This is a genomic window from Frigoribacterium sp. 9N, assembly GCF_902506305.1.
GTDB lineage: Bacteria > Actinomycetota > Actinomycetes > Actinomycetales > Microbacteriaceae > Frigoribacterium.
Window position 1 is genome coordinate 2,387,924 of the sequence record NZ_LR733392.1, and the last position, 18,719, is coordinate 2,406,642.

Genomic DNA, 18,719 nt, shown 5'->3' on the forward strand with positions numbered 1-18,719 from the left:
GACGGCATGGCTCGCACCACCACTCCCCCGTTCCGCTGCACCGAGTGCGGGTGGACGTCGCTCAAGTGGGCCGGGCGCTGCGGCGAGTGCCAGAAGTGGGGCACCGTCGTCGACGTCACCTCGGCCCTCGTCAGCGCCCGCGGCACCGCCTCGGTCCGCGTCGAAGGCGACCGCGTCGCACGACCCATCACCCAGGTCGAAGCCAACAGCGTCGCCTACTGGCCCAGCGGCATCGCGGAGTTCGACCGCGTCCTCGGCGGCGGCATCGTCCCCGGCGCCGCCATCCTGCTCAGCGGCGAACCCGGCGTCGGCAAGTCGACCCTGCTGCTCGAGGTCGCCTCCCGCGCCGCCGCCACCGGCGCCCGCGTCCTCTACGTCACCGCCGAAGAGAGCGCCTCGCAGGTCCGCCTCCGCGCCCAACGCACCGGCGCCATGCACGACAACCTCTTTCTCGCCGCCGAGGTCGACCTCTCGGTCATCCTCGGCCAGATCGACCAGGTCGACCCCCAGCTCGTCATCGTCGACTCGGTGCAGACCGTCTCGTCCTCGACCATCGACGGCATCGCGGGTGGCACCTCCCAGGTGCGCGAGGTCGCCTCCACCCTCATCCGCGTCAGCAAAGACCGCAACCTGCCCGTCCTGCTCGTCGGCCACGTCACCAAGGACGGCACCATCGCCGGCCCCCGCCTGCTCGAACACCTCGTCGACGTCGTCTGCCAGTTCGAAGGCGACCGGCAGACCGCGCTCCGCTTCATCCGCGCCCACAAGAACCGCTTCGGCCCCACCGACGAGGTCGGCTGCTTCGAGATGACCGGCGACGGCATCGCCGAGGTCGCCGACCCCAGCGGCCTCTTCATGTCGCGCAACGGCACCCCCGTCAGCGGCACCTGCATCACCGTCGCCATGGAAGGCCGCCGTGCCCTGCCCGTCGAGGTCCAGGCGCTCATCGTCGCCAGCTCGACACCCCAGCCCCGCCGCGTCGTCAACGGCGTCGACTCCTCCCGCGTCGCCATGCTGCTCGCCGTGCTCGAACGCCGCGCCGGCATCCGCCTCGGCGACGCCGACGTCTACGTCAGCACCGTCGGCGGCATCAAGATCACCGAACCCGGCGCCGACCTCGCCATCGCACTCGCCCTCGCCAGCGCCAGCCGCGAGAAACCCTTTCCCCAGACCATGGCCGCCGTCGGCGAGATCAGCCTCGCCGGCGAGATCCGCCCCGTCTCCTCCCCCAAGCAGCGCGCCTCCGAAGCCCGACGCCTCGGCTTCACCCAACTCGTCGACGCCGAGTCGGGCAACCTGCGCGAAGCGCTCCGCCGGGCGTTCAGCGCCGCGGACTCCGAACGCGACCGCGAGCTCGACCGGGCCTTCTGAGCCGGCCCGACCCGCGCCTCCTTACCCGAGACACCCGCGTCTCTCGGCCCGACCCGCGCCTCGTGACCCGAGGCCGACTCGGGTGTGCTGACGCGTCCCGTGATTCCTGACCCGGGCCCCGGGCCGGGCTGGTCCCGGCCGGCGGACGTACGGTCCCGCACGTCCGACACCAGGTGCGAGTGGGCAGAAGGTGCTGCTCCCACCAACCTGACGAGCACTTTCCGCCCACTCGACGGCCGCACCCACACCCGCACCTTCGCGCCCACGAACACACCTGCCGAGTGGTCCCGAACCGTCCTTCCGACGCACCCGGCGGACGATCCGCGACCACTCGACCCGCGCCTCCGGAACGAGAGCTGCCCAAGCCGGCCCGACCCGCACGAGGCCAGGGCACGAGTGGGCAGAAGATGCTCCTCCCGCGGTGACGAGCAGCATCTTCTGCCCATTCGTCGCCGACTGTCCGTGCGGCGACGCCCCCGTCGGCACGCCCACCCCGCCACCACCTGTTCGCCCCTCGTTCACGCGGCCTCCCCCGGGACGTCGTCGCGCCTCCTTAGCGTGCCCAGCGGGCCGTCCGGTCCCCCGTCGCCGTCCCCGGCGAACCCCGGCCCCGCACCCGAAGGACTCCACCGCATGATCGACAAGCGCCTGCTCGTCTCGGCCGCCACCCTCGGCATCGCCGCCCTCGCCCTGACCGGCTGCTCGGCGAGCGCCGACGCCGACAGCTCGGGAGGCGCGGCGAACGGCACCGACGCCGCCACCGCCACCAGCGCCGAGGACTTCGGCGGCATGGACGCCCTGGTCAGCGCCGCGCAGGCCGAGGGCGAGCTCAACGTGATCGCCCTGCCCGACACCTGGGCGAACTACGGGAAGATCATCGACGGGTTCGAGGAGAAGTACGACATCACCGTCAACTCGGACAGCCCCGACGTCTCGAGCGCCGAGGAGATCACCGCCGCCCAGAACCTGAAGGGGCAGGACACCGCCCCCGACGTGTTCGACCTCGGCTCGGCCGTGACGCTCGCCAACCTCGACCAGTTCGCGCCGTACGAGGTGTCGACCTGGGACGACATCGCCGACGACCACAAGGACGCCGACGGCAGATGGGTCTACGACTACACCGGCCTGATGTCGGTCGGCTACGACGCCGACGCCGTGCCGGCCCCCGAGAGCCTCGACGACCTGCTCGGTGGCGACTACAAGGGCAAGGTCGCGATCAACGGCGACCCGACCCAGGCCGGTGCCGCCGCCGCGGCCGTCGAGTGGGCCGCGCTGCAGTCCGGCGGCAGCGCCGACGACGTCAGCACGGGCGTCGACTGGTTCTCGCAGCTGGCCGACGCCGGCAACTTCCTGCCCACCGACCCGACCCCGGCGACGATCGCCTCGGGCGAGACCCCGGTCGTCTTCGACTGGAGTTACAACAACCTGGCCGCCGCGGCCGACGCCGGCGGACGCGACTGGAAGACGGCCGTCCTCCCCGGAACCGCCCTCGGCAGTTACTACAACCAGGCGATCAACGTCGACGCCCCGCACCCCGCCGCGGCCCGCCTGTGGCAGGAGTACGTCATGGGCGACGACGCGCAGAACCTGTACCTCGCGGCCGGCGCCTACCCCGTGCGCCTCGCGGCGATGACCGAGGCCGGCACCGTCGACCAGGACGCTCTCGAGAAGGTCGGCGAGCAGCCCTCCGACACCGTCCAGTTCACGGCGGAGCAGACCGAGGCCGCTTCGAAGGTCCTGGCCGACACCTGGGCCACGGCGATCGGCTGATGGTGACGACGTCGACCCGCGCGGCGGACACGACCGCCGATGTGCGGTCGGCGCACGAGGGGGACGGCGGCGGCCTGCCGACCCGCGCCTCCTCGTCCTCCGACGGCGTCGGCCCCTCACGGGGTCGGCGCCGTCCGGCGGCCTGGTGGGGGCTGACCCCGTTCGCCGTCTGGGTGCTCGCCTTCTTGATCGTGCCGTGCCTGCTCGCGCTCGGGACGGGCTTCGTCGACGGCGACGGAGCCCTCACCCTCGACAACCTGGCCGCGCTCGGCGACCCGCTGATCGTCCGTGCCTTCGCCAGTTCGGCCGCCGTCTCGGCCGTCACGGCCGTGGCCGGGGCCGTCGTCGGCGCCGTCGTCTGCTGGGGCCTCACCTCGCTGCGCCCCGACGGAGCCGTCCGCAACGCCATCGACGCCGCGTCGAGCGTGCTCGCCCAGTTCGGCGGCGTCATGCTGGCGTTCGCCTTCATCGCGACGATCGGCATCCAGGGCGTCGTCACGCGGTTGCTGATCGACGTCGCCGGCGTCGACCTCTACGCGGACGGGGTCTGGTTCTACCAGGTGCCCGGGCTCCTGCTGCCCTACCTGTACTTCCAGGTGCCCCTCATGGTGATCACCTTCATGCCCGCCGTCAGCGGCCTCCGCCCGCAGTGGAGCGAGGCCGTGGCCACGCTCGGCGGCACCCGGTGGCAGCACCTCGTCCGCGTGGTCGTCCCGGTGCTCGCCCCGGCGTTCGTCGGCAGCCTGCTGCTGCTCTTCGCCAACGCCTTCTCGTCGTACGCGACCGCCGCCGCCCTGATCAGCCAGGGCGCCCAGATCGTGCCGCTGCAGATCCGCGCCGCACTGATCAGCGAGACGGTGCTCGGCCGCGAGAACGTCGCCGGCGCGCTCGCGCTCGGCATGGCCGTCGTCATGGCCGTGCTGATGACGGGTTACTCGCTGCTGCAGCGCCGCACCGAGCGGTGGCAGCGATGAGCGCCCGGACGACGGAGCCGACGCGCACGACGCGCACGCCCCGGACGACGAGCGCTCCGCGGTCGACGAGCGCAGGAGGCGCGGGCACGGTCGCGCGCCGCACCGCCCTGGTCGTCGTGGGGGCCCTCTTCGCGGCGCCGATCGCGGCGATGGTCGCGTTCTCGCTGCGCAGCGCCGACGGCACGGGTCACGACCTGAACCACTGGCTGGCGATCGTCGACCCCGAGAACGAGCGGATGTACCGCAACCTCGTCGAGGGGGTCACGAACTCGCTGCTGCTCGCCGTCGTCTCGGCCCTGCTCGTGCTCGTGCTGCTGGTGCCGGCGATGGTGCTCGTGCACCTCCGCCACCCGCGCCTCGTCCGGCCCCTCGAGTTCGTCTGCCTCGTGCCGATCACGGTGCCCGCGATCGTGCTCGTGGTCGGGCTGGCGCCGGTCTACTCGGTCGTCTCGCGGGTGGCCGGTTCGGGCGCCTGGACGCTCGCGCTCGCGTACGGCGTCACCGTGCTGCCCTACGCCTACCGTGCGGTGCAGTCCGACCTCGCGGCCACCGACCTCCGCACGCTGACCGAGGCCGCGCGCACGCTCGGCTCGAGCTGGCCGCGCACGATGGCCCTCGTCGTCGTGCCGAGCCTCCGCCGGGGACTGCTCGCGGCGGCGTTCATCACCGTGGCCGTGGTGCTCGGCGAGTTCACCATCGCCTCGCTGCTCAACCGCGTGAACCTGCAGACCGCCCTGGTGCAGGTGTCCCGTTCCGACCCCTATGCCGCCGTCGTCCTCGCCCTGATCTCGTTGGCCGTCGCCTTCGTGCTGCTGCTCGTGATCGGGCGGGTCGGAGCCCTCGGGGCCGCCCGCCCGATCCCCACCCGGAAGGCCCTCTCGTGACCGCCACGCTCCCCCGCCCCTCCGTCACGAGTCCGACCGCCGCCGGTGCGGGCGCGGGCGCCGCCGTCGCGTTCCACGACGTGACGAAGCAATTCGCCGGGCACCGGGCGCTGACCGGGCTCGACCTCGAGCTGCAGCCCGGCGAGCTCGTCGCCGTGCTCGGCCCCTCGGGCTGCGGCAAGACCACCGCGCTGCGCAGCCTCGCCGGGCTCGAGGACGTCACGGGCGGCAGCATCACGATCGACGGCCGCGACGTGGTCGGCGTGCCGACGCACCGCCGCGACGTCGGCATGGTGTTCCAGGCGTACTCGCTGTTCCCGCACCTGACCGTGCGGCAGAACGTGGAGTTCGGGCTGCGCATGCGTCGGGTCGACAAGGCCGCCCGCGCCACCCGGGCGGGCGAGATGCTCGACCTGGTCGGGCTCGGCGACCTGGGCGAGCGCTACGCCCACCAGCTGTCGGGCGGCCAGCAGCAGCGCGTCGCGCTGGCCCGGGCGCTGGTCACGCGACCCCGCGTGCTGCTGCTCGACGAGCCGCTCAGCGCCCTCGACGCCAAGGTGCGGGTGCAACTGCGGGACGAGATCCGGCGCATCCAGCGCGAGCTGTCGATCACCACGCTCTTCGTCACCCACGACCAGGAGGAGGCCCTCGCCGTCGCCGACCGCGTCGCCGTCATGCGCGCCGGGTCGATCGAGCAGGTGGGAACGCCCGAAGAGCTCTACTCGGCACCCGCGACGGCGTTCGTGGCCGAGTTCGTCGGGACGAGCAACCGGGTCTCCGGCGAGGTCATCGGCGGTCTCGTGCGGCTGGCGGGCTGCCCCGAGGTGCCGGTCGTGGGGACGCCGGCCGAGGGACCGGTCTGGGCGTACGTGCGTCCAGAGGACGTGTCGTTCGTCGCGCAGGGCGGGCTCGCGGGCGTCGTCGAGTCGGTGTCGTTCCTGGGGGCCGTGTGCCGCACCCGCGTGCGCGTGGACCGCGAGACGCTGCTCGTGCTGGACCACCGGGCCGACGAACGGCGCGAGCCGGGGTCGTCGGTGCGCGTCTCGTTCACGCCCGCCCGCGTGGCCGTGACGAGCCGCGCCTCCTGACCCACCCGACGGCACCGGGTCACCCGGGCGACGGAGGCGGCCCGCACGGTCCCGCCGTTAGCCTCGGGGCATGCCCCCGGTGACCGGTCCCGACGACGTGCCCCGCGCCTCCTCGGTGTGGCAGGCCGAGATCGTCACGACCCGGCGGCCGAGGCCAGTCGTCGCCGGGCGATGGCTCGTCTCGGTCGTCGTCGGGTTCTTCCTCGGCTCGTTCGAGGGCGAGTGGCCGGGCTTCGACGTCGTGGTCCGCGAGCGCTCGACCGGTCGCGAGATCCACCGTCTGCCGCCCCAGGGCCTCACCGGCGCCGACGAATCCAAGGTCGAGATCGAGGCGGACCTCGACCGGCTCACCTGCGACGAGTTCCGCGCCGAGTGGGCGCTCGCCTGACCCACATCTGATACTTCAGACGGAGGCGCACCATCACCACGGGGGACGACCGGGAGGCGCGGGTCGGCTTGGCTGGGCACATGACCTCCGCTGCGCCCGCCGTCGACTCCCCACCCACCACCGGCACCCGCTGGAGGTTCGTCGACTCCCTGCGCGGCTTCGCGCTGTTCGGCATCCTGCTGGTCAACACGCTCGACATCACCCGCCTCGGCATCGACCTGGCGATCGAGAACGCCGGCCCGGTCGACGACCCGGTGCGCGACCTGCTGTACCTCACGGTGCAGACCCGGTTCGTGCCGATCTTCGTGTTCCTCTTCGGCATGAGCCTCTGGTTCGTGCTCGCCGGTGCCCGGGCGCGCGCTCCCCGGCCCGGACTCGTCATGGTGCGCCGGCTGATCGGGCTCGTCGCGATCGGGGGGCTGCTCATGCTCGTCTACCCCGGCAACGTGCTGCTCGAGTACGGCGTCGTCGGCCTCGTCGTGCTGCCGATCATCGTCTTCGCCCCCCGCTGGGCGACCCTGACCCTCGGTGCCGCGCTGACCGTCGCGGCCTATGCCCTGACCGGTGGCGGCCTCGCCTCGACCCCCGGCCTCATGCTGCTCGGTGCCGCAGCCGCGGCGTACGGTCTGCCCCGCGTGCTCGAGTCGGCCGGGCGCGGCGTCGCCCTGATCTTCGCCGCGGCCGCGGTGCTCACGGTGCCGGCCCTGCTCTGGCAGGCCACGACCCCGGGCGACCCGCGCTTCTCGACGCCAGGCGGCATCGCCGGGCTCGTCATGGCCGTCGCCTACGCCACCGCCCTCGCGCTGCTCTGGCGCACCCCCGCCCGCCGCGTCGTCGCCGCGGTGTTCGAGCCGCTCGGCCGCATGGCACTGACCAACTACGTCGTCGCGGCGATCGTCGTGGCAGGTCTCGCCCTCGTGATCGACTTCGGGCACCTGACGAGCGTCGTCCCGGGGCTGGCGATCAGCGTCGCCCTGATCGCCGTGCAGTCCGTGCTGAGCCGCCTCTGGCTCGCCCGGTTCGTCTACGGCCCGGTCGAGTGGGCCTGGCGGAGCGTCACCTGGTGGCGGCCGGCCGCGCTGGTGCGCCGGGCGTCCTGACCGACGGGAGCCGCGCCTCCTCGGGTCGGCGGCGGTCCCGACCGATCGGAGCCGCGCCTCCTCGGGTCAGCGGCGGTTCCAGGAGGCCCGTACGACGGTGTCGAGGGCGCTCGAGAGGTCGGTGCACCAGAGGCGGCGACCAGGGGTCGCGGCGAGGGTGAGCTCGTAGCCCGCTTCGGTCTGTGCGACCGATCCGATGACCACCGGGGCTCCGCGCTCCGACCGCCGGACGTCGACGATGCGCCAGCGGCCGCGGCCGATCACGTCGAGCCTCAGGTCGAGAGCACTGGCGAGCGGGCCCCGTCCCGGCCAGGCCGTGCCCGACCGGCGTCCCCCACCGTCGTTCAGCATGGTCGCCCCTTCTCGCGGTCCGCCCCGATGCGGCCCGACGAGGTGCACGTTAGACACGCGACCTGACAACGGGAGGGGTTGACTCCGAGGGCCCGGCGTGATCCTTGTACCCCGCCCCGGGCCCCAGTCGCCTCCTGCAGGCCCGGACGCACGGGCCCCGGCCTGTCAGGGTGGAACGATGCCGTCCCCCATCCCGTCGTCCGACGCCGCGTCCCTGGAGGCCCTGCGCGCCTCCGTCCTCCCGACCCGAGGAGGCGCGGTGGACGACAGCATCCCCCAGCTCGCCGAGGCCGACCCCGAGCTGTTCGGGGTCGCCGTGGTGCGGTCCACCGGCGAGGCGGTCGCGTCCGGCGACTCGGGCCACGCGTTCTCGATCCAGTCGGCGGTGAAGCCGTTCCTCTTCGCGCTCGCCCTCGCCGACACCGACGGAGCGGCCCTCGACGCGGTCGGCATCGAGCCGACCGGCGAGGCGTTCGACGCGATCAAGCTCGAGGGCGGCACCGGCCGACCGCCGAACCCGATGGTCAACGCCGGAGCCCTGCTCACGGCCGCCCTGGTCGACGGCGACACCTGCGACGCCCGCACGACGCGCATCCTGGCGGGCCTCGGGGCCTTCGCGGGGCGCGAGCTCGACTACGACCGCGAGGTCAGCGAGTCCGAGCAGCTGCACGGCGACCGCAACCACGCGCTGGCGCACCTGATGCGGTCCGAGGGCAGCCTCGAGCACACGGCCGACGACGCGGTCGCGCTCTACGCCCGGGCCTGCTCGGTGCTGGTCGACACCGAGGCCCTGGCCGTGATGGGCGCGACGCTCGCGTTCGGCGGCCGCAACCCGGTGACGGGCGAGCAGGTCGTGGACGCCCGCGTCGCCCGCGACGTGGTGTCGGTCATGGCGACCTGCGGCGTCTACGACGGGTCGGGCCGCTGGATGCGCGGCGTCGGGGTGCCCGCGAAGTCGAGCGTCTCGGGGGCGATCGTCCTGTCGGCGCCGAACCGGCTGGGTGCGGCGGTGTTCAGCCCGCCCATCGACGAGCAGGGGACGAGCGTCCGCGGTGCCGAGTGGAGCCGCCGACTGAGCGAGGAGCACGGGCTGCACTCGTTCGGCTTCGGCGGCTGACACGGACGAGGCCCCCGGTGGGCGTCCTGCGAACAGGAGCCGACCGGGGGCCTCGTCGGGTGGAGCCGGGGCTCAGGCCTGGACGTCTCCGCGCCAGGCGCCGTCGACGTTGCCCTCGCGCTCGATGAACTCCTTGAAGTTCTTGAGGTCCTTCTTGATGGCGTGGTTGTCGGCGCCGAGCGTGTTGCCGACCTTCTCGAGGAAGCCCTCGGGGGTCCAGTCGATCTGCACCGTGAGGCGCGTCACGTCGTCGCTCAGCTTGTGGAACGTGATGACGCCGGCGTGGTCGACCTCGCCGCCCGTGCTGTTCCAGGCGACGCGCTCGTCGGGGTGCTGCTCGGTGATCTCGGCCTCGAAGGTCTTCTCGACCGGTCCGACCTTGACCTTCCACACCGTGAGGGTGGGGGTGGTCTGGGTGATGGACTCGACCTCGTCGAGGAACTTCGGGAACGACTCGAACTGGGTCCACTGGTTGTAGGCGACGCTGACGGGGACGTTGACGTCGATGGTCTCGATGGCCTGTGCCATGGTGCACTCCTTGCTGACGGTGTTCAGAATTGTCGGGCGACGCCGTGTCGACGTCGTGCCCTGCCGTGAACGGTAGGAGGCGCGGGTCGGCTTCGCCCACGTGCGGAGGCAACGGTCAGGTGCCGGGTGACACGGCCGACCGGGGCACCGCACAGTACATGTGCGCCCGCGGCCGAGTACGTGCGCGCCCGCGACCAACGACGGGGCGGTCGAGCGCCGGCGTCCCCGGAACGACGACCACCCCGCCACGACGGATCGTGACGGGGTGGTGGGGCCGACGGCGTGGCCGGGGTCGACGGCCAGACCGCCTGAGGGGTCAGCTCGTCGTGTCGCGGGCGGGTGAGGCGTTGATCGCGTCGACGGTCTCGTGCGCCTGGCCGGAGACGACCTCGATCTTGCGCGGCTTCGCCCTCTCGCTGACCGGGATGACGAGTGACAACACGCCGTTGTCGTAGTGGGCCGTGATGCGGCTCGAATCGATGCCCTCGCCCACGCTGAACTGGCGGAGGTACGAGCCGTGCGGCCGCTCCTGCGCGAGCCACTTGACGCCGTCACGGGTGTCGGGCGTGCGGTTGGCCCGGATGGTCAGCAGCTGACCGTCGACGTCGACGTCGACCGACCCCGGATCGATGCCCGGCATGTCGGCGTTGAGCACGTAGCGGTCGCCGTCGCGGTAGAGGTCGACCGGCATGACCCTGGGCCCCTGTCGCAGGCCCGTGAGGGCGCCGGTGAGACGGTCGAGCTCGGTGAAAGGATCGAAAGACATGGCCATGATGAAGAGTCCCCTTTCGGTTGATCGGTGTGACCCGGGACCCCGTGGCCCCGGCTCGTTGACGACACGAATGTACCTCTGACCAGCGTTTCGTACCTCAAACGCAGCTTGAACGCTGCCGAGAGATCACTGAGGACGCTGCACCTGTCGGCGGGCGGCCAGCTCGGCATCGATCTCTTCGATGCGGGCCAGGTTGCCCAGCAACCGGAGGAAGTCGGCTGCGGCTGCCTCGACGTCGTCATAGGTGCGGATGCTCTGCTCCTCGACGAGACCTCGCTCGTCGAGGAAGTAGGTGCTCCACACCTCGTCCCGTCGAGCGAGGACGAGCGCGAAGGGCTTCCCCGTCGTCGCGTCCCCGATGACGGCGTTCAGGTGGCCGAGTCCACGGGCGTCCACCTGGGTTCGGAGGTCGGCCAGGGTGCGCGCGACCATCGTCATGACGGTTCTCCTGCTCGTCGGCGTCGGTCACGGAGTTCGTCCTGGATCTCGAGCTTGCGATGCTGGGACCTCAGACGGTCGAGGAAGTCGGCCACGGCCGAGACCTCGTCGGGGAACGTGTGCAGGCTCCGTTCCTCCACGGCAGCTCGTTCGTCGACGTAGAAAGTGCTCCACACGCCGTCACGTCGCGCCACGGCGAGACAGTCCGGGCGCCTGAGGTAATCGTCACCGAGAGCGACACGAATGCGGTTCACGTCCTCCGCCTCCATCTGCGCAGGCAACGACGCGAGGCTCATCGCCGCCCCCTCAACGCGCTCGAGGTCGCGCTCCCGTTGCAGGTCGCGGAGGAGCTTCTTCAGCCGGAGCAGGACGAGGAAGTCCTCCAGGGCCTCGGACTCGCTCGGGTAGGTGCGCATGCTCTCGTCGACGACCGCAGCACGCTCGTCGGTGGAAAAGGTCACCCAGGCATCGTCGCGTCGGGTGACGACGAGGCAGTCCGTCCTGTTCGCGTGGTCACCGACGAGGACGTGCGCCAGGTCATCGAGTCCCTCTGCCGCCATGACGACGCGCACCGATTCGATCGTCGCCATGTCAGGCCTTCCCCGGTCGGTCGTCTCGTGACGCCTGCCACGTCTCGTGGGCGAGCCTGTTCTTCTCCCTGATGCGCGACATGAGTGCGTCCTCGTCGGCCCTCAGCCTCATGAGACGCAGGAAGTCGTCCAGAGCGTCGGAGAGTTCCTCGTACGTGCGAACGCTGGTCTCCTCGACACCGGCACGTTCATTGGTCGAGAAGGACGTCCAGACGCCGTCCCGTCGGGTCAGGACCAGGGCGTCCGCCGAGCCGGCGTGATCATCACCGATCACGTAGGCGAACCTGTCGAGCCCCTCGGCCTCGATCGTGGCGACCGTTTCTTGGAGCGTCGTCATGAGTTGCTCCTCCCCGTGTAGTCGCCGTCGATGACGTGGTCGTAACGAAGGAGGGCTTCATCCCTGAGGACGGCCAGGGTCTCGTCAAGCGTCGGCACGACACCCTCGCGGTCGGCAATCAGTCATCGGGGTCCAAGCCTGCATCGAGGAGGGCCCGCAGTTCCTCCAACCGGGCGAGGTTCTGTAACTGGAACATGAACTCTGTGACGGCAGAGCGCTCATCCGGATGCTCGACGAGTGTCAGCTCTTCGACGAGACCACGTTCGTCGCGCAAGAACGTCACCCACACCCCGTCGATCTGCCCGATCACCTGCGCGCCCGGGAGGTGTAACGACGTGTCACCGATCAGAAAATTTAGATGACCGAAACCGGCCGCTTCCACTTCTGCTCGGAGTCCGTTCACATCAGTCGCGCTCATGTTGCCTTTCCGATTTCCTCGATGAGACCAATGTCCATCAAGTCTTGGACGCTCATGGGTAGGAGAATCTGCTCTCCGCCGCCTGGCAAGCCGAACGCACGAGCAATAGGCCCCTGCCGAGCATGCATCCGATCCCAGGTCATCTTGTGCTTGATCATCGATCGATCGAAGATTTCTTTGCGGAGGGCAGAACTACGGTCGTACGCGCCTCTGATGTCCCCGAGGTCCCCCGTCGTTCGGTAGACGTGTTCGAGTCCCTCGTCCCGCACCCAAGGTGTGGCCCGCTGCTCATGCGTGTAGGGCACCCCGTCATGAGGAACGGGTGAAACGAAGACACCATCCGGTGACCCCGCTCGATCCAGGAGAGTGCCCGCCGGAAGGTGTGGGTTCTCGTCGATGATGGACGCGCCGCTATCGTTCAGCGCGAAGCCCTTGTAGGGAATGTCCTCCCAGTCGACGAGACCGTCCTCGCCGAGGAAGCTGGCATCAGCGGGAATCCGCTGGTCTTCCGGCCACTTGCCTTCGTCCCGGAACACCGCACCCGCCTTGGGGTCCTTCACGTCCAGGTAGTCGGCCAACTGGTTACGGGTCATCGAGCTAGCGTCGATGATCGGGGTGAGGTCCCTCGTCCCCGTGACGTCGGTGATCGGACCCGTCGGGGCGTCCTTGACCGGGGCTGGCTGAGCAGGGCCGTCGCCGTGGCCGCCGCCCGAGCCACCCGTTCCGGCATCGCCGTCGGCGTGACCGGGCTGGTCGGCCGCGGGGGCGTCGTCGGCGTGACCCGCGCCTCCTGCGTCCTCGCGGACCGGCGGGGCCGACGCGTCCTCGCGGACGGGAGGGGCGGACGCGTCGTCGCGGACGGGAGGGGCGGACGCGTCGTCGCGGACGGGAGGGGCGGACGCGTCGTCACCACGGACCGGCCCGGGCGTCGTGTCGGGGCCGTCGACGCGCGTGGGCGGTGGCGCGAGACCGTCGGCGCGGACGCCGACGACGTCGTCGAGGCGGGTGAGTTGCTCGTCGAACCGCGAGGGCGCGGCGTCCGGCCCGCGACCGGCCGAGCCGTGCCCTCCGGTCAGGAGACGCGTGGTCTCCGACATGGCGTTCAGGGCGTGACCCGCGTGCGTCAGGCCGATCCGCGACAGGGAACCTTCGGGGGCACGAAGCGCAGCTCGTTCCGCGGCGCCACCGAGCCGTGCGAGGCCCGTCGCCGCCTTCGTCCCGCCGACGGCTGCGCCTCCGACCGGGACGAAGAACGAGGCCACGCCGAGGGTGGCGTAGGTGCCGGCCGCGACCGGGTCCTCGTCGTACATCTCGGGCGTGCCCACGATGCCCTGCGTGACGCCCTCGATCGTGGTGCGGTACCAGTCGACGGCGGGCTGGGCGGCCGCCGGCACCGTGCCGGGAGGTGCGTACGCCAGCGCGATCGTCGCCGGACTCGTGATCGCGATGGCCCCGAGCCCCTGGAGCAGGCCGCCCCAGGCCTTGAGGCCGAACTCCTTGGTGACGCCCGTGCCGCCCTGGATGTCCCAACCCACCAGGGCACCGGCGCCGTAGGCCGCCTCGGCGATGAACATGCCGAGACCCGTGCCCATCGACTCGGAACAGGTCTTGTGCGGGTCGCCCGGGGCGCCGTAGGGCAGGTCCTTCATCGAGTCGAGCTGCTCGGCCGACAGGCCGACCTGCTCGGGGAAGCACATCGGGTCGGTGCGCAACGCGTTGATGCCGTTCTCGCACTCGGCTCGGGCCGCGTCGATCTTGGCGACCTCGGCGTTCACCTCGCCGAGCAACTCGTCGTTGCGGTTGCGCGAGGGGATGTGGTCGTACCACTCGACCGTGGTCTCGTCGGGCCCGCTCGAGATGTACGAGTTGTAGCTCTCGGTGCTGTAGGTGACGCCGCCGGACACCTCGGCGGTGAAGGCCTCGGCCTCGGTGACGAGCTCCTTGAGCCGGGCGACGGGCGCGGCGACGGCCGTGGCGAGGTCGTCGAGCAACGTCGCGACCTGGCCGAACGTGTCGCCGAGGGTCTGCGTGCTCGTGCCGACCGGGTCCATGGCGACGAACAACTGCTCGGCCTCGGGCGCCGCGTAGACGCCCGACAGCCCGGACCAGGAGGTGACGACGCCCGCACCCTTCTCGGCGATGGCGGTCGCCGTGCTGCGGAAGGTGGCGGCGGACGTCGAGATCGCCGCCGGGTCGATGGTGACGCCGGGGATCGCACCGGGGACGATCAGCGAGGGGCTCATCGGGGCACCCCCGGGGTCGAGACGGGCGGGATGCCGGCGGCGCTCTGCTCGCTCGCCAGAGCGGGTGCCTCGGCGGCCGCCGTCACGGCGGCGGATTGGGCGTTCGCCGCCATCTCCTCGTCGCCGGCGACGTAGGCGATGGTCGCCTCGGCGGCACCGGTGCCGCACGACTCGATGCGGTTCACCACCGACGTGAGGGTCGTCGCCTCGGACTCGATCAACCCGAGCACCGCGTTGGCCACGCCCACGAGGAGGTCGCCGACACCACCGCTCAGCTCTTCGTGACCGGTCTCCAGGCCTCCGGCCGCGGTGCCGAGGTCGCCGGCCGAGACCTGGACCTCGGCCAGGACCGACTGCACCCCGCTGGGCGAGATCGACCACGAGCTCATGAGCGTGCTCCTTCGTCGGTCGGCGCGGGCGCAGTCGTCGCGGGCGCAGCCGTCGCGGGCCTCGGCCCACCCGGGACCGCCTCGACCACGACGCGCCCCCCGGTGTTGCGGACGAGCGCCTGCACGACCGCATCGGACACCGGGTCGGTCCCCGGCGCGTACGCCTCGGTCAGCCAGCTGCCCGCCTCGACGTCGACCCCGAGCAGGACGGAGGCGTCGGCCGGGTCCTCGACGTAGGTGCTGCGCACGATCGCCAGCACGAGCCCGTCGTCGGTCGCGATCTGCAGCCCGCCGCCGTTCCAGAGCTTGCCCAGCCCGAGGTACGGGTCGATCTCGGCGGCTGCGCGGGCACCATCGACGGCGGTCACGGGCTCGGGCGTCACCACGGTGTACTCACGAGGCACGGTGCACCCCCGGCGGGGTCATCGCGGCGAGGATCTCGTCGGCGCCGACGGCCTCGACAGCATCGGCGAAGCGGTGCCAACGGGCTGCGGCCGCGGCACCGTCGACAGCACCAGCACCAGCACCGACCTCGGCGTCACCGGCCAGCCCCTCGTGGAACGACACGAGCACCGACGGCGTCCGCGACGACCCGAGCACCCGTCCACCCACCCGGCGGACGAGACCCTCGACGTCCAGTTGCATGCCCCGGACGCTCCGCGCCCCGACGACGGCGGCGAGCGGTTGCGGTGCGACCCGGTCGTGGGCGGACACGGTCCCGTCGGCCCGGCCGGACATCGACCACGCCGTGGCGAGCAGGACCTGCTGTCGACCGGCCACGTCGGCGAGGGCGTCCGCGACGACGCCCGGCGCGACGGCTCCGGTCACGACGATGCGGGTCTCCTCGATCACCCCGTCGTCGCTGCGCGCGATGCGCACCCAGCCCCGATACCTCGGCCCGGAGGCGTCACCGCCGGCCACGTGGAACCGCGTCTCGGACGGCATGCGGCTGCGCGCGGCGGCCGTGAAGAAGTCCCGGTCCCAGACCGTGGTGGCCGGCTCGGTCGTCCCCCATAGGGTGCGCGTGCCAGGCGCGAGCGCCTCGACGAGTCGTTCGAGCGTGCCACCGAGTCGGGCCTCGGCCCGCGCCCGGTGGTGGGTGACGACGGCGAGCTGCGTCCACGGGACGGCGTCGGGGTCGACGGTGCGTCCCTCGTCGAGCCGGACCGACGACGGCGCCTCGTCCTGCGGCAGGGGGTAGCCGTCCTCGGTCACCCCGAGGCCGTGGGCCGGTGAGCGCACCGGCTCGAGCGTGACCGCCCGACGCAGCGAACCGTCGGAGGCGCGGGTCAGCCAGACCCCGCCGAGCACGTCGAGCAGGTGGAACAGCGAGTACGTGAGCCGCGATGCGGGATCGGTGACGAGGGCGACGCGGGTCCCCGGCCCGGCACAGTCGACGAAGAGGGCCGAGAGGCCACTGGACACCCCGACGACGGGCTTGCTCGACCGCGACTCGACCCAGCCGGGCCCGTGCGTGTCGAGCATCGGGTGCAGCAACGAGACGGTCGTCGTGGCATCGTCGGTCATGGCTTCCCCCCGGTAGCGGCGACGACCATCGTACGGGGGCGGCGCTCCCGGCCGCCGTCGGCCGAACGCCCCACGAGCCCGTACCCCGATGACGTGGGAAGAGACCTGACGGCGGTGGTGACCAGGCCGTCAGCCCGGCCGTCACGTCACCTCAGAGAAGAAGAGAGCGAGTGACGGGAATCGAACCCGCGCTATCAGCTTGGGAAGCTGAAGTTCTACCATTGAACTACACTCGCGTGGCGCCTCGGAGGCGCGTCAGACCACTATAGCGGCCCGCGCCTCCCGTGCTCCCTCCACCCTGCCGAGCGTGTGGCACCGCCGAACGGACATCGCACCGCCGCGTTCCGCGGTGCGACGTCAATCAGGCGGTGCGACTCCGCGCACCACCGGCAGGAGGCGCGCTCAGCCTCCCGTCGCGACCGAGACGATGCGCAGGTCGACCGATGCCGGCGGAACGGGCTCCCCGCTCACGCGGTCGAGCAGCGCCTGGGCGACCGCACGGGCCACGAGCGGGCCGGAGCCGCTCTCGTCGACCGCGATGTCGAGGGTGATGCGGGTCTCGAGGTCGGCCACGGCGATGCCGACGAGGGGCACGGGTCGACCGGGGGCGGCGGCCTCGGCGGAGGCCGGGTCGGCGCGCTCGGCGTCGGGGATGTCGGAGGCGGGGACGCCCGGGTCGGCCGACGTGGCTCCGGCGATCGAGGCGTCGCTCTGCACGGTCGAGCTCACGACCCCTCCGCCACCGACGACGGCGCTCAACCCCTGGAGGGCCGAGCGGACGACGCTGCCGAATCCGGGCCGGGCCCGGACGTGCACGACGCCGTCGACCGACGCCGCGATCTCGCCGAGCTCGGCGGCGAGCAGGGACAGGTCGGCCGGGCTGATCGGGGCCCGCAGGCCGTCGTCGTCGCTCACGCCGCGCCTCCTTCGCTCTGCAGGTGGACGTCGTCGACGACCACGTCGACGCTCTCGAGGGTCAGTTCGGTCTGACGGGACAGGCTCGACGACACCGCCGACTTGACCGCCTCGGCGAGCGCGGGCAGCGGTTCGCCGAAGAGGCCGCTGACGACGACCTCGACCCGGACGAGCGCCCCGGGCACGCTGACGTCGCCGTGGATCGTGCACGAGATGACCATGGCGCCCTCGACGCCGTCGCCCGCCTCGCGGATGAGTGACCGCACGGCGCCCTCGGTGATGTGCAGGGTGGAACGCTCGTCGATCGAGGCGAGCGGGATCTGCCTCCCGGCCCGCGACTCGAGGCGCACGCGGTCCATCACGCCCGAGATCCAGCTCGGGTCCGGTGCGGGGCTCGCCGCGGCGTCGGACTCGAGCAGTCGGGCCCCCATCGCCCGGAGGCGTTCGAGGGCGGCGAGCTGGGCCCGGGCCTCGGGCGACTCCTCGATCTCGGGGTCGTAGGGCTGCCGACCGGCGTCGAGGTAGTCGACGAGACGCTCGGGCGAGACCCCGTCCTCGGCACCGTCGACGGGCTCGTCGGGCGACGGGCCGGCGTCGCCCGGCGCACCCGGCTCGACGGGCGCAGCCGGGTCGACGGGCCCACCCGGGTCGACGGACCCACCCGGGTCGACGGACTCGCCCAGGGCGACGGGCACGTCGGGTGGGGTCGGGTCTTCGTGGGCGTGGTCGGTGCCGTGAGGACGGTCACTCATCGCCAGGCCTCCATCTCGCGGGTCAGGGTCTCTCGGGCCCGGGCCAGTTGCCCCCGGACCGCGGTCACGGTGGTGCCGGTCCGTTCGGCGATCTCGGTGTACGACTCGCCACCGACCTCGCGCAGCGCCCACACCTGCCGTTGGCTGGCCGGGAGCCGCGCGAGCGCCGCACGCAGCGCCTCCATGGCGTCGTTCGAGGACGCCCGGCGTTCCGGATCGGTCGTGGGCGTCGCCGCCGGCAGCTCGAGGTCGTCGACGTCGTCGGTGAGGCGTCGCGACCGGATCAGGTCAAAGGCCTTGCGCGACACGATGCGCATCATCCAGCCCTTGACCGCCGCGGGCGTCTGCAGCGTCGGGAGTTCGCGCCAGATCGTGATGGACGCCTCCTGCACCGCGTCGGTCGCGTCGGCTCGTGAGCCGGTCAGCCGGGTGGCGTACGCCGTCATCAGCCCCAGATGGCGTCGGAGCAGCACCTCGAAGGCCCGCTCGTCGCCCTCGGCGGCACGCGACGCGAGCACGGCGTCGGTGGCCTCGGTCAGGTCCGCCGCCATGTCCGCCTCCTCTGCTGCTGCTGCGTCCGCCCGGGCCCCCAGGACGAGGAGGCGCGGGTCACGACCCGTGGATGAGTCACGACCCGTGGATGAATGGTGACGCATTCCGTGACGTTCGGGCCACGGAAGGCGTCTCATCCCTGGATACACCGGAATCGCTGCGCGCGGGAGACCGTGACCGGACCCGTCGGCGGCGCGTCCGGTAAGACCGAAGGG

The 18,719-nt window shown here is 72.0% G+C and carries 22 protein-coding genes and 1 tRNA gene; 8 read left to right on the forward strand and 15 right to left on the reverse strand.

Annotated features, from left to right (window positions below):
• Window positions 1-6 precede the first annotated feature (6 nt).
• From radA to ARTHRO9V_RS14340, 7 genes are all read left to right on the forward strand, one after another.
• Complete coding sequence (gene radA / locus ARTHRO9V_RS14310; protein ID WP_159828143.1) at window positions 7-1,371, forward strand: DNA repair protein RadA; 1,365 nt, start codon at window positions 7-9, stop codon at window positions 1,369-1,371.
• 633 nt (window positions 1,372-2,004) lie between these two features.
• Window positions 2,005-3,141, forward strand: coding sequence for an ABC transporter substrate-binding protein (locus ARTHRO9V_RS14315; RefSeq protein WP_159828146.1), 1,137 nt, complete (start codon window positions 2,005-2,007; stop codon window positions 3,139-3,141).
• Window positions 3,141-4,115 carry an ABC transporter permease subunit gene (locus ARTHRO9V_RS14320; protein ID WP_159828149.1) on the forward strand — a complete coding sequence of 325 codons (975 nt, stop codon included), beginning with the start codon at window positions 3,141-3,143 and terminating at the stop codon, window positions 4,113-4,115. Before ARTHRO9V_RS14315 ends, ARTHRO9V_RS14320 begins: the two co-directional genes overlap by 1 nt.
• Window positions 4,112-4,999, forward strand: a complete 888-nt coding sequence (locus ARTHRO9V_RS14325; protein ID WP_159828152.1) for an ABC transporter permease subunit — start codon at window positions 4,112-4,114, stop codon at window positions 4,997-4,999. Before ARTHRO9V_RS14320 ends, ARTHRO9V_RS14325 begins: the two co-directional genes overlap by 4 nt.
• Window positions 4,996-6,087 carry an ABC transporter ATP-binding protein gene (locus ARTHRO9V_RS14330; protein ID WP_123570997.1) on the forward strand — a complete coding sequence of 364 codons (1,092 nt, stop codon included), beginning with the start codon at window positions 4,996-4,998 and terminating at the stop codon, window positions 6,085-6,087. The genes ARTHRO9V_RS14325 and ARTHRO9V_RS14330 overlap by 4 nt, the downstream gene beginning before the upstream one ends.
• Before the next feature lie 70 nt (window positions 6,088-6,157).
• Window positions 6,158-6,475, forward strand: coding sequence for a hypothetical protein (locus ARTHRO9V_RS14335; protein ID WP_159828154.1), 318 nt, complete (start codon window positions 6,158-6,160; stop codon window positions 6,473-6,475).
• A gap of 80 nt (window positions 6,476-6,555) precedes the next feature.
• Window positions 6,556-7,575 carry a DUF418 domain-containing protein gene (locus ARTHRO9V_RS14340; protein ID WP_159828157.1) on the forward strand — a complete coding sequence of 340 codons (1,020 nt, stop codon included), beginning with the start codon at window positions 6,556-6,558 and terminating at the stop codon, window positions 7,573-7,575.
• 66 nt (window positions 7,576-7,641) lie between these two features.
• Here ARTHRO9V_RS14340 and ARTHRO9V_RS14345 read toward each other — a convergent pair whose 3' ends face one another.
• A complete protein-coding gene (locus tag ARTHRO9V_RS14345; RefSeq protein WP_056044422.1) occupies window positions 7,642-7,926 on the reverse strand; it encodes a hypothetical protein in 285 nt (94 codons plus the stop codon).
• 178 nt (window positions 7,927-8,104) lie between these two features.
• On the opposite strand from ARTHRO9V_RS14345, the gene glsA reads away from it, so the two are divergent.
• Complete coding sequence (gene glsA, locus ARTHRO9V_RS14350; protein WP_159828163.1) at window positions 8,105-9,043, forward strand: glutaminase A; 939 nt, start codon at window positions 8,105-8,107, stop codon at window positions 9,041-9,043.
• 72 nt (window positions 9,044-9,115) lie between these two features.
• Here glsA and ARTHRO9V_RS14355 read toward each other — a convergent pair whose 3' ends face one another.
• The 14 genes from ARTHRO9V_RS14355 to ARTHRO9V_RS14420 all read right to left on the reverse strand — a co-directional run bounded on the left by ARTHRO9V_RS14355 (window position 9,116) and on the right by ARTHRO9V_RS14420 (window position 18,503).
• Window positions 9,116-9,571: an SRPBCC family protein gene (locus tag ARTHRO9V_RS14355; protein WP_056044418.1), complete on the reverse strand. Its 456-nt coding sequence runs from the start codon at window positions 9,569-9,571 to the stop codon at window positions 9,116-9,118.
• A 316-nt stretch (window positions 9,572-9,887) separates the two neighbouring features.
• The gene (locus ARTHRO9V_RS14360) at window positions 9,888-10,343 is read right to left on the reverse strand and encodes an Hsp20/alpha crystallin family protein (RefSeq protein WP_159828166.1); all 456 of its coding nucleotides are present in this window, start codon (window positions 10,341-10,343) and stop codon (window positions 9,888-9,890) included.
• Window positions 10,344-10,469: 126 nt separating this feature from the next.
• Window positions 10,470-10,781, reverse strand: coding sequence for a hypothetical protein (locus ARTHRO9V_RS14365; RefSeq protein WP_159828169.1), 312 nt, complete (start codon window positions 10,779-10,781; stop codon window positions 10,470-10,472).
• Window positions 10,778-11,371 (reverse strand): hypothetical protein, encoded by a 594-nt coding sequence (locus ARTHRO9V_RS14370; protein ID WP_159828172.1) that lies wholly within the window; start codon window positions 11,369-11,371, stop codon window positions 10,778-10,780. Before ARTHRO9V_RS14370 ends, ARTHRO9V_RS14365 begins: the two co-directional genes overlap by 4 nt.
• Window position 11,372: 1 nt before the next feature.
• Window positions 11,373-11,708, reverse strand: coding sequence for a hypothetical protein (locus tag ARTHRO9V_RS14375; protein ID WP_159828175.1), 336 nt, complete (start codon window positions 11,706-11,708; stop codon window positions 11,373-11,375).
• 118 nt (window positions 11,709-11,826) lie between these two features.
• Window positions 11,827-12,126 carry a hypothetical protein gene (locus ARTHRO9V_RS14380; protein WP_159828178.1) on the reverse strand — a complete coding sequence of 100 codons (300 nt, stop codon included), beginning with the start codon at window positions 12,124-12,126 and terminating at the stop codon, window positions 11,827-11,829.
• Window positions 12,123-14,369: a TNT domain-containing protein gene (locus ARTHRO9V_RS14385; RefSeq protein ID WP_159828196.1), complete on the reverse strand. Its 2,247-nt coding sequence runs from the start codon at window positions 14,367-14,369 to the stop codon at window positions 12,123-12,125. Before ARTHRO9V_RS14385 ends, ARTHRO9V_RS14380 begins: the two co-directional genes overlap by 4 nt.
• Window positions 14,366-14,758, reverse strand: coding sequence for a DUF6507 family protein (locus tag ARTHRO9V_RS14390; RefSeq protein WP_159828199.1), 393 nt, complete (start codon window positions 14,756-14,758; stop codon window positions 14,366-14,368). Before ARTHRO9V_RS14390 ends, ARTHRO9V_RS14385 begins: the two co-directional genes overlap by 4 nt.
• Window positions 14,755-15,162: a hypothetical protein gene (locus ARTHRO9V_RS14395; RefSeq protein WP_159828202.1), complete on the reverse strand. Its 408-nt coding sequence runs from the start codon at window positions 15,160-15,162 to the stop codon at window positions 14,755-14,757. The genes ARTHRO9V_RS14390 and ARTHRO9V_RS14395 overlap by 4 nt, the downstream gene beginning before the upstream one ends.
• Window positions 15,152-16,285 carry a DUF6177 family protein gene (locus tag ARTHRO9V_RS14400; RefSeq protein ID WP_159828205.1) on the reverse strand — a complete coding sequence of 378 codons (1,134 nt, stop codon included), beginning with the start codon at window positions 16,283-16,285 and terminating at the stop codon, window positions 15,152-15,154. The genes ARTHRO9V_RS14395 and ARTHRO9V_RS14400 overlap by 11 nt, the downstream gene beginning before the upstream one ends.
• A gap of 165 nt (window positions 16,286-16,450) precedes the next feature.
• Window positions 16,451-16,521: transfer RNA gene (locus ARTHRO9V_RS14405), tRNA-Gly, on the reverse strand.
• A 166-nt stretch (window positions 16,522-16,687) separates the two neighbouring features.
• Entirely contained in the window at window positions 16,688-17,200 is a 513-nt protein-coding gene (locus ARTHRO9V_RS14410; protein ID WP_159828208.1) for a hypothetical protein, read from the reverse strand.
• Window positions 17,197-17,952 (reverse strand): Asp23/Gls24 family envelope stress response protein, encoded by a 756-nt coding sequence (locus ARTHRO9V_RS14415; RefSeq protein ID WP_159828211.1) that lies wholly within the window; start codon window positions 17,950-17,952, stop codon window positions 17,197-17,199. The genes ARTHRO9V_RS14410 and ARTHRO9V_RS14415 overlap by 4 nt, the downstream gene beginning before the upstream one ends.
• On the reverse strand, window positions 17,949-18,503 hold the full coding sequence (locus tag ARTHRO9V_RS14420; RefSeq protein ID WP_056044391.1) for an RNA polymerase sigma factor: 555 nt from the start codon (window positions 18,501-18,503) through the stop codon (window positions 17,949-17,951). Before ARTHRO9V_RS14420 ends, ARTHRO9V_RS14415 begins: the two co-directional genes overlap by 4 nt.
• Between the last annotated feature and the right edge of the window lie 216 nt (window positions 18,504-18,719).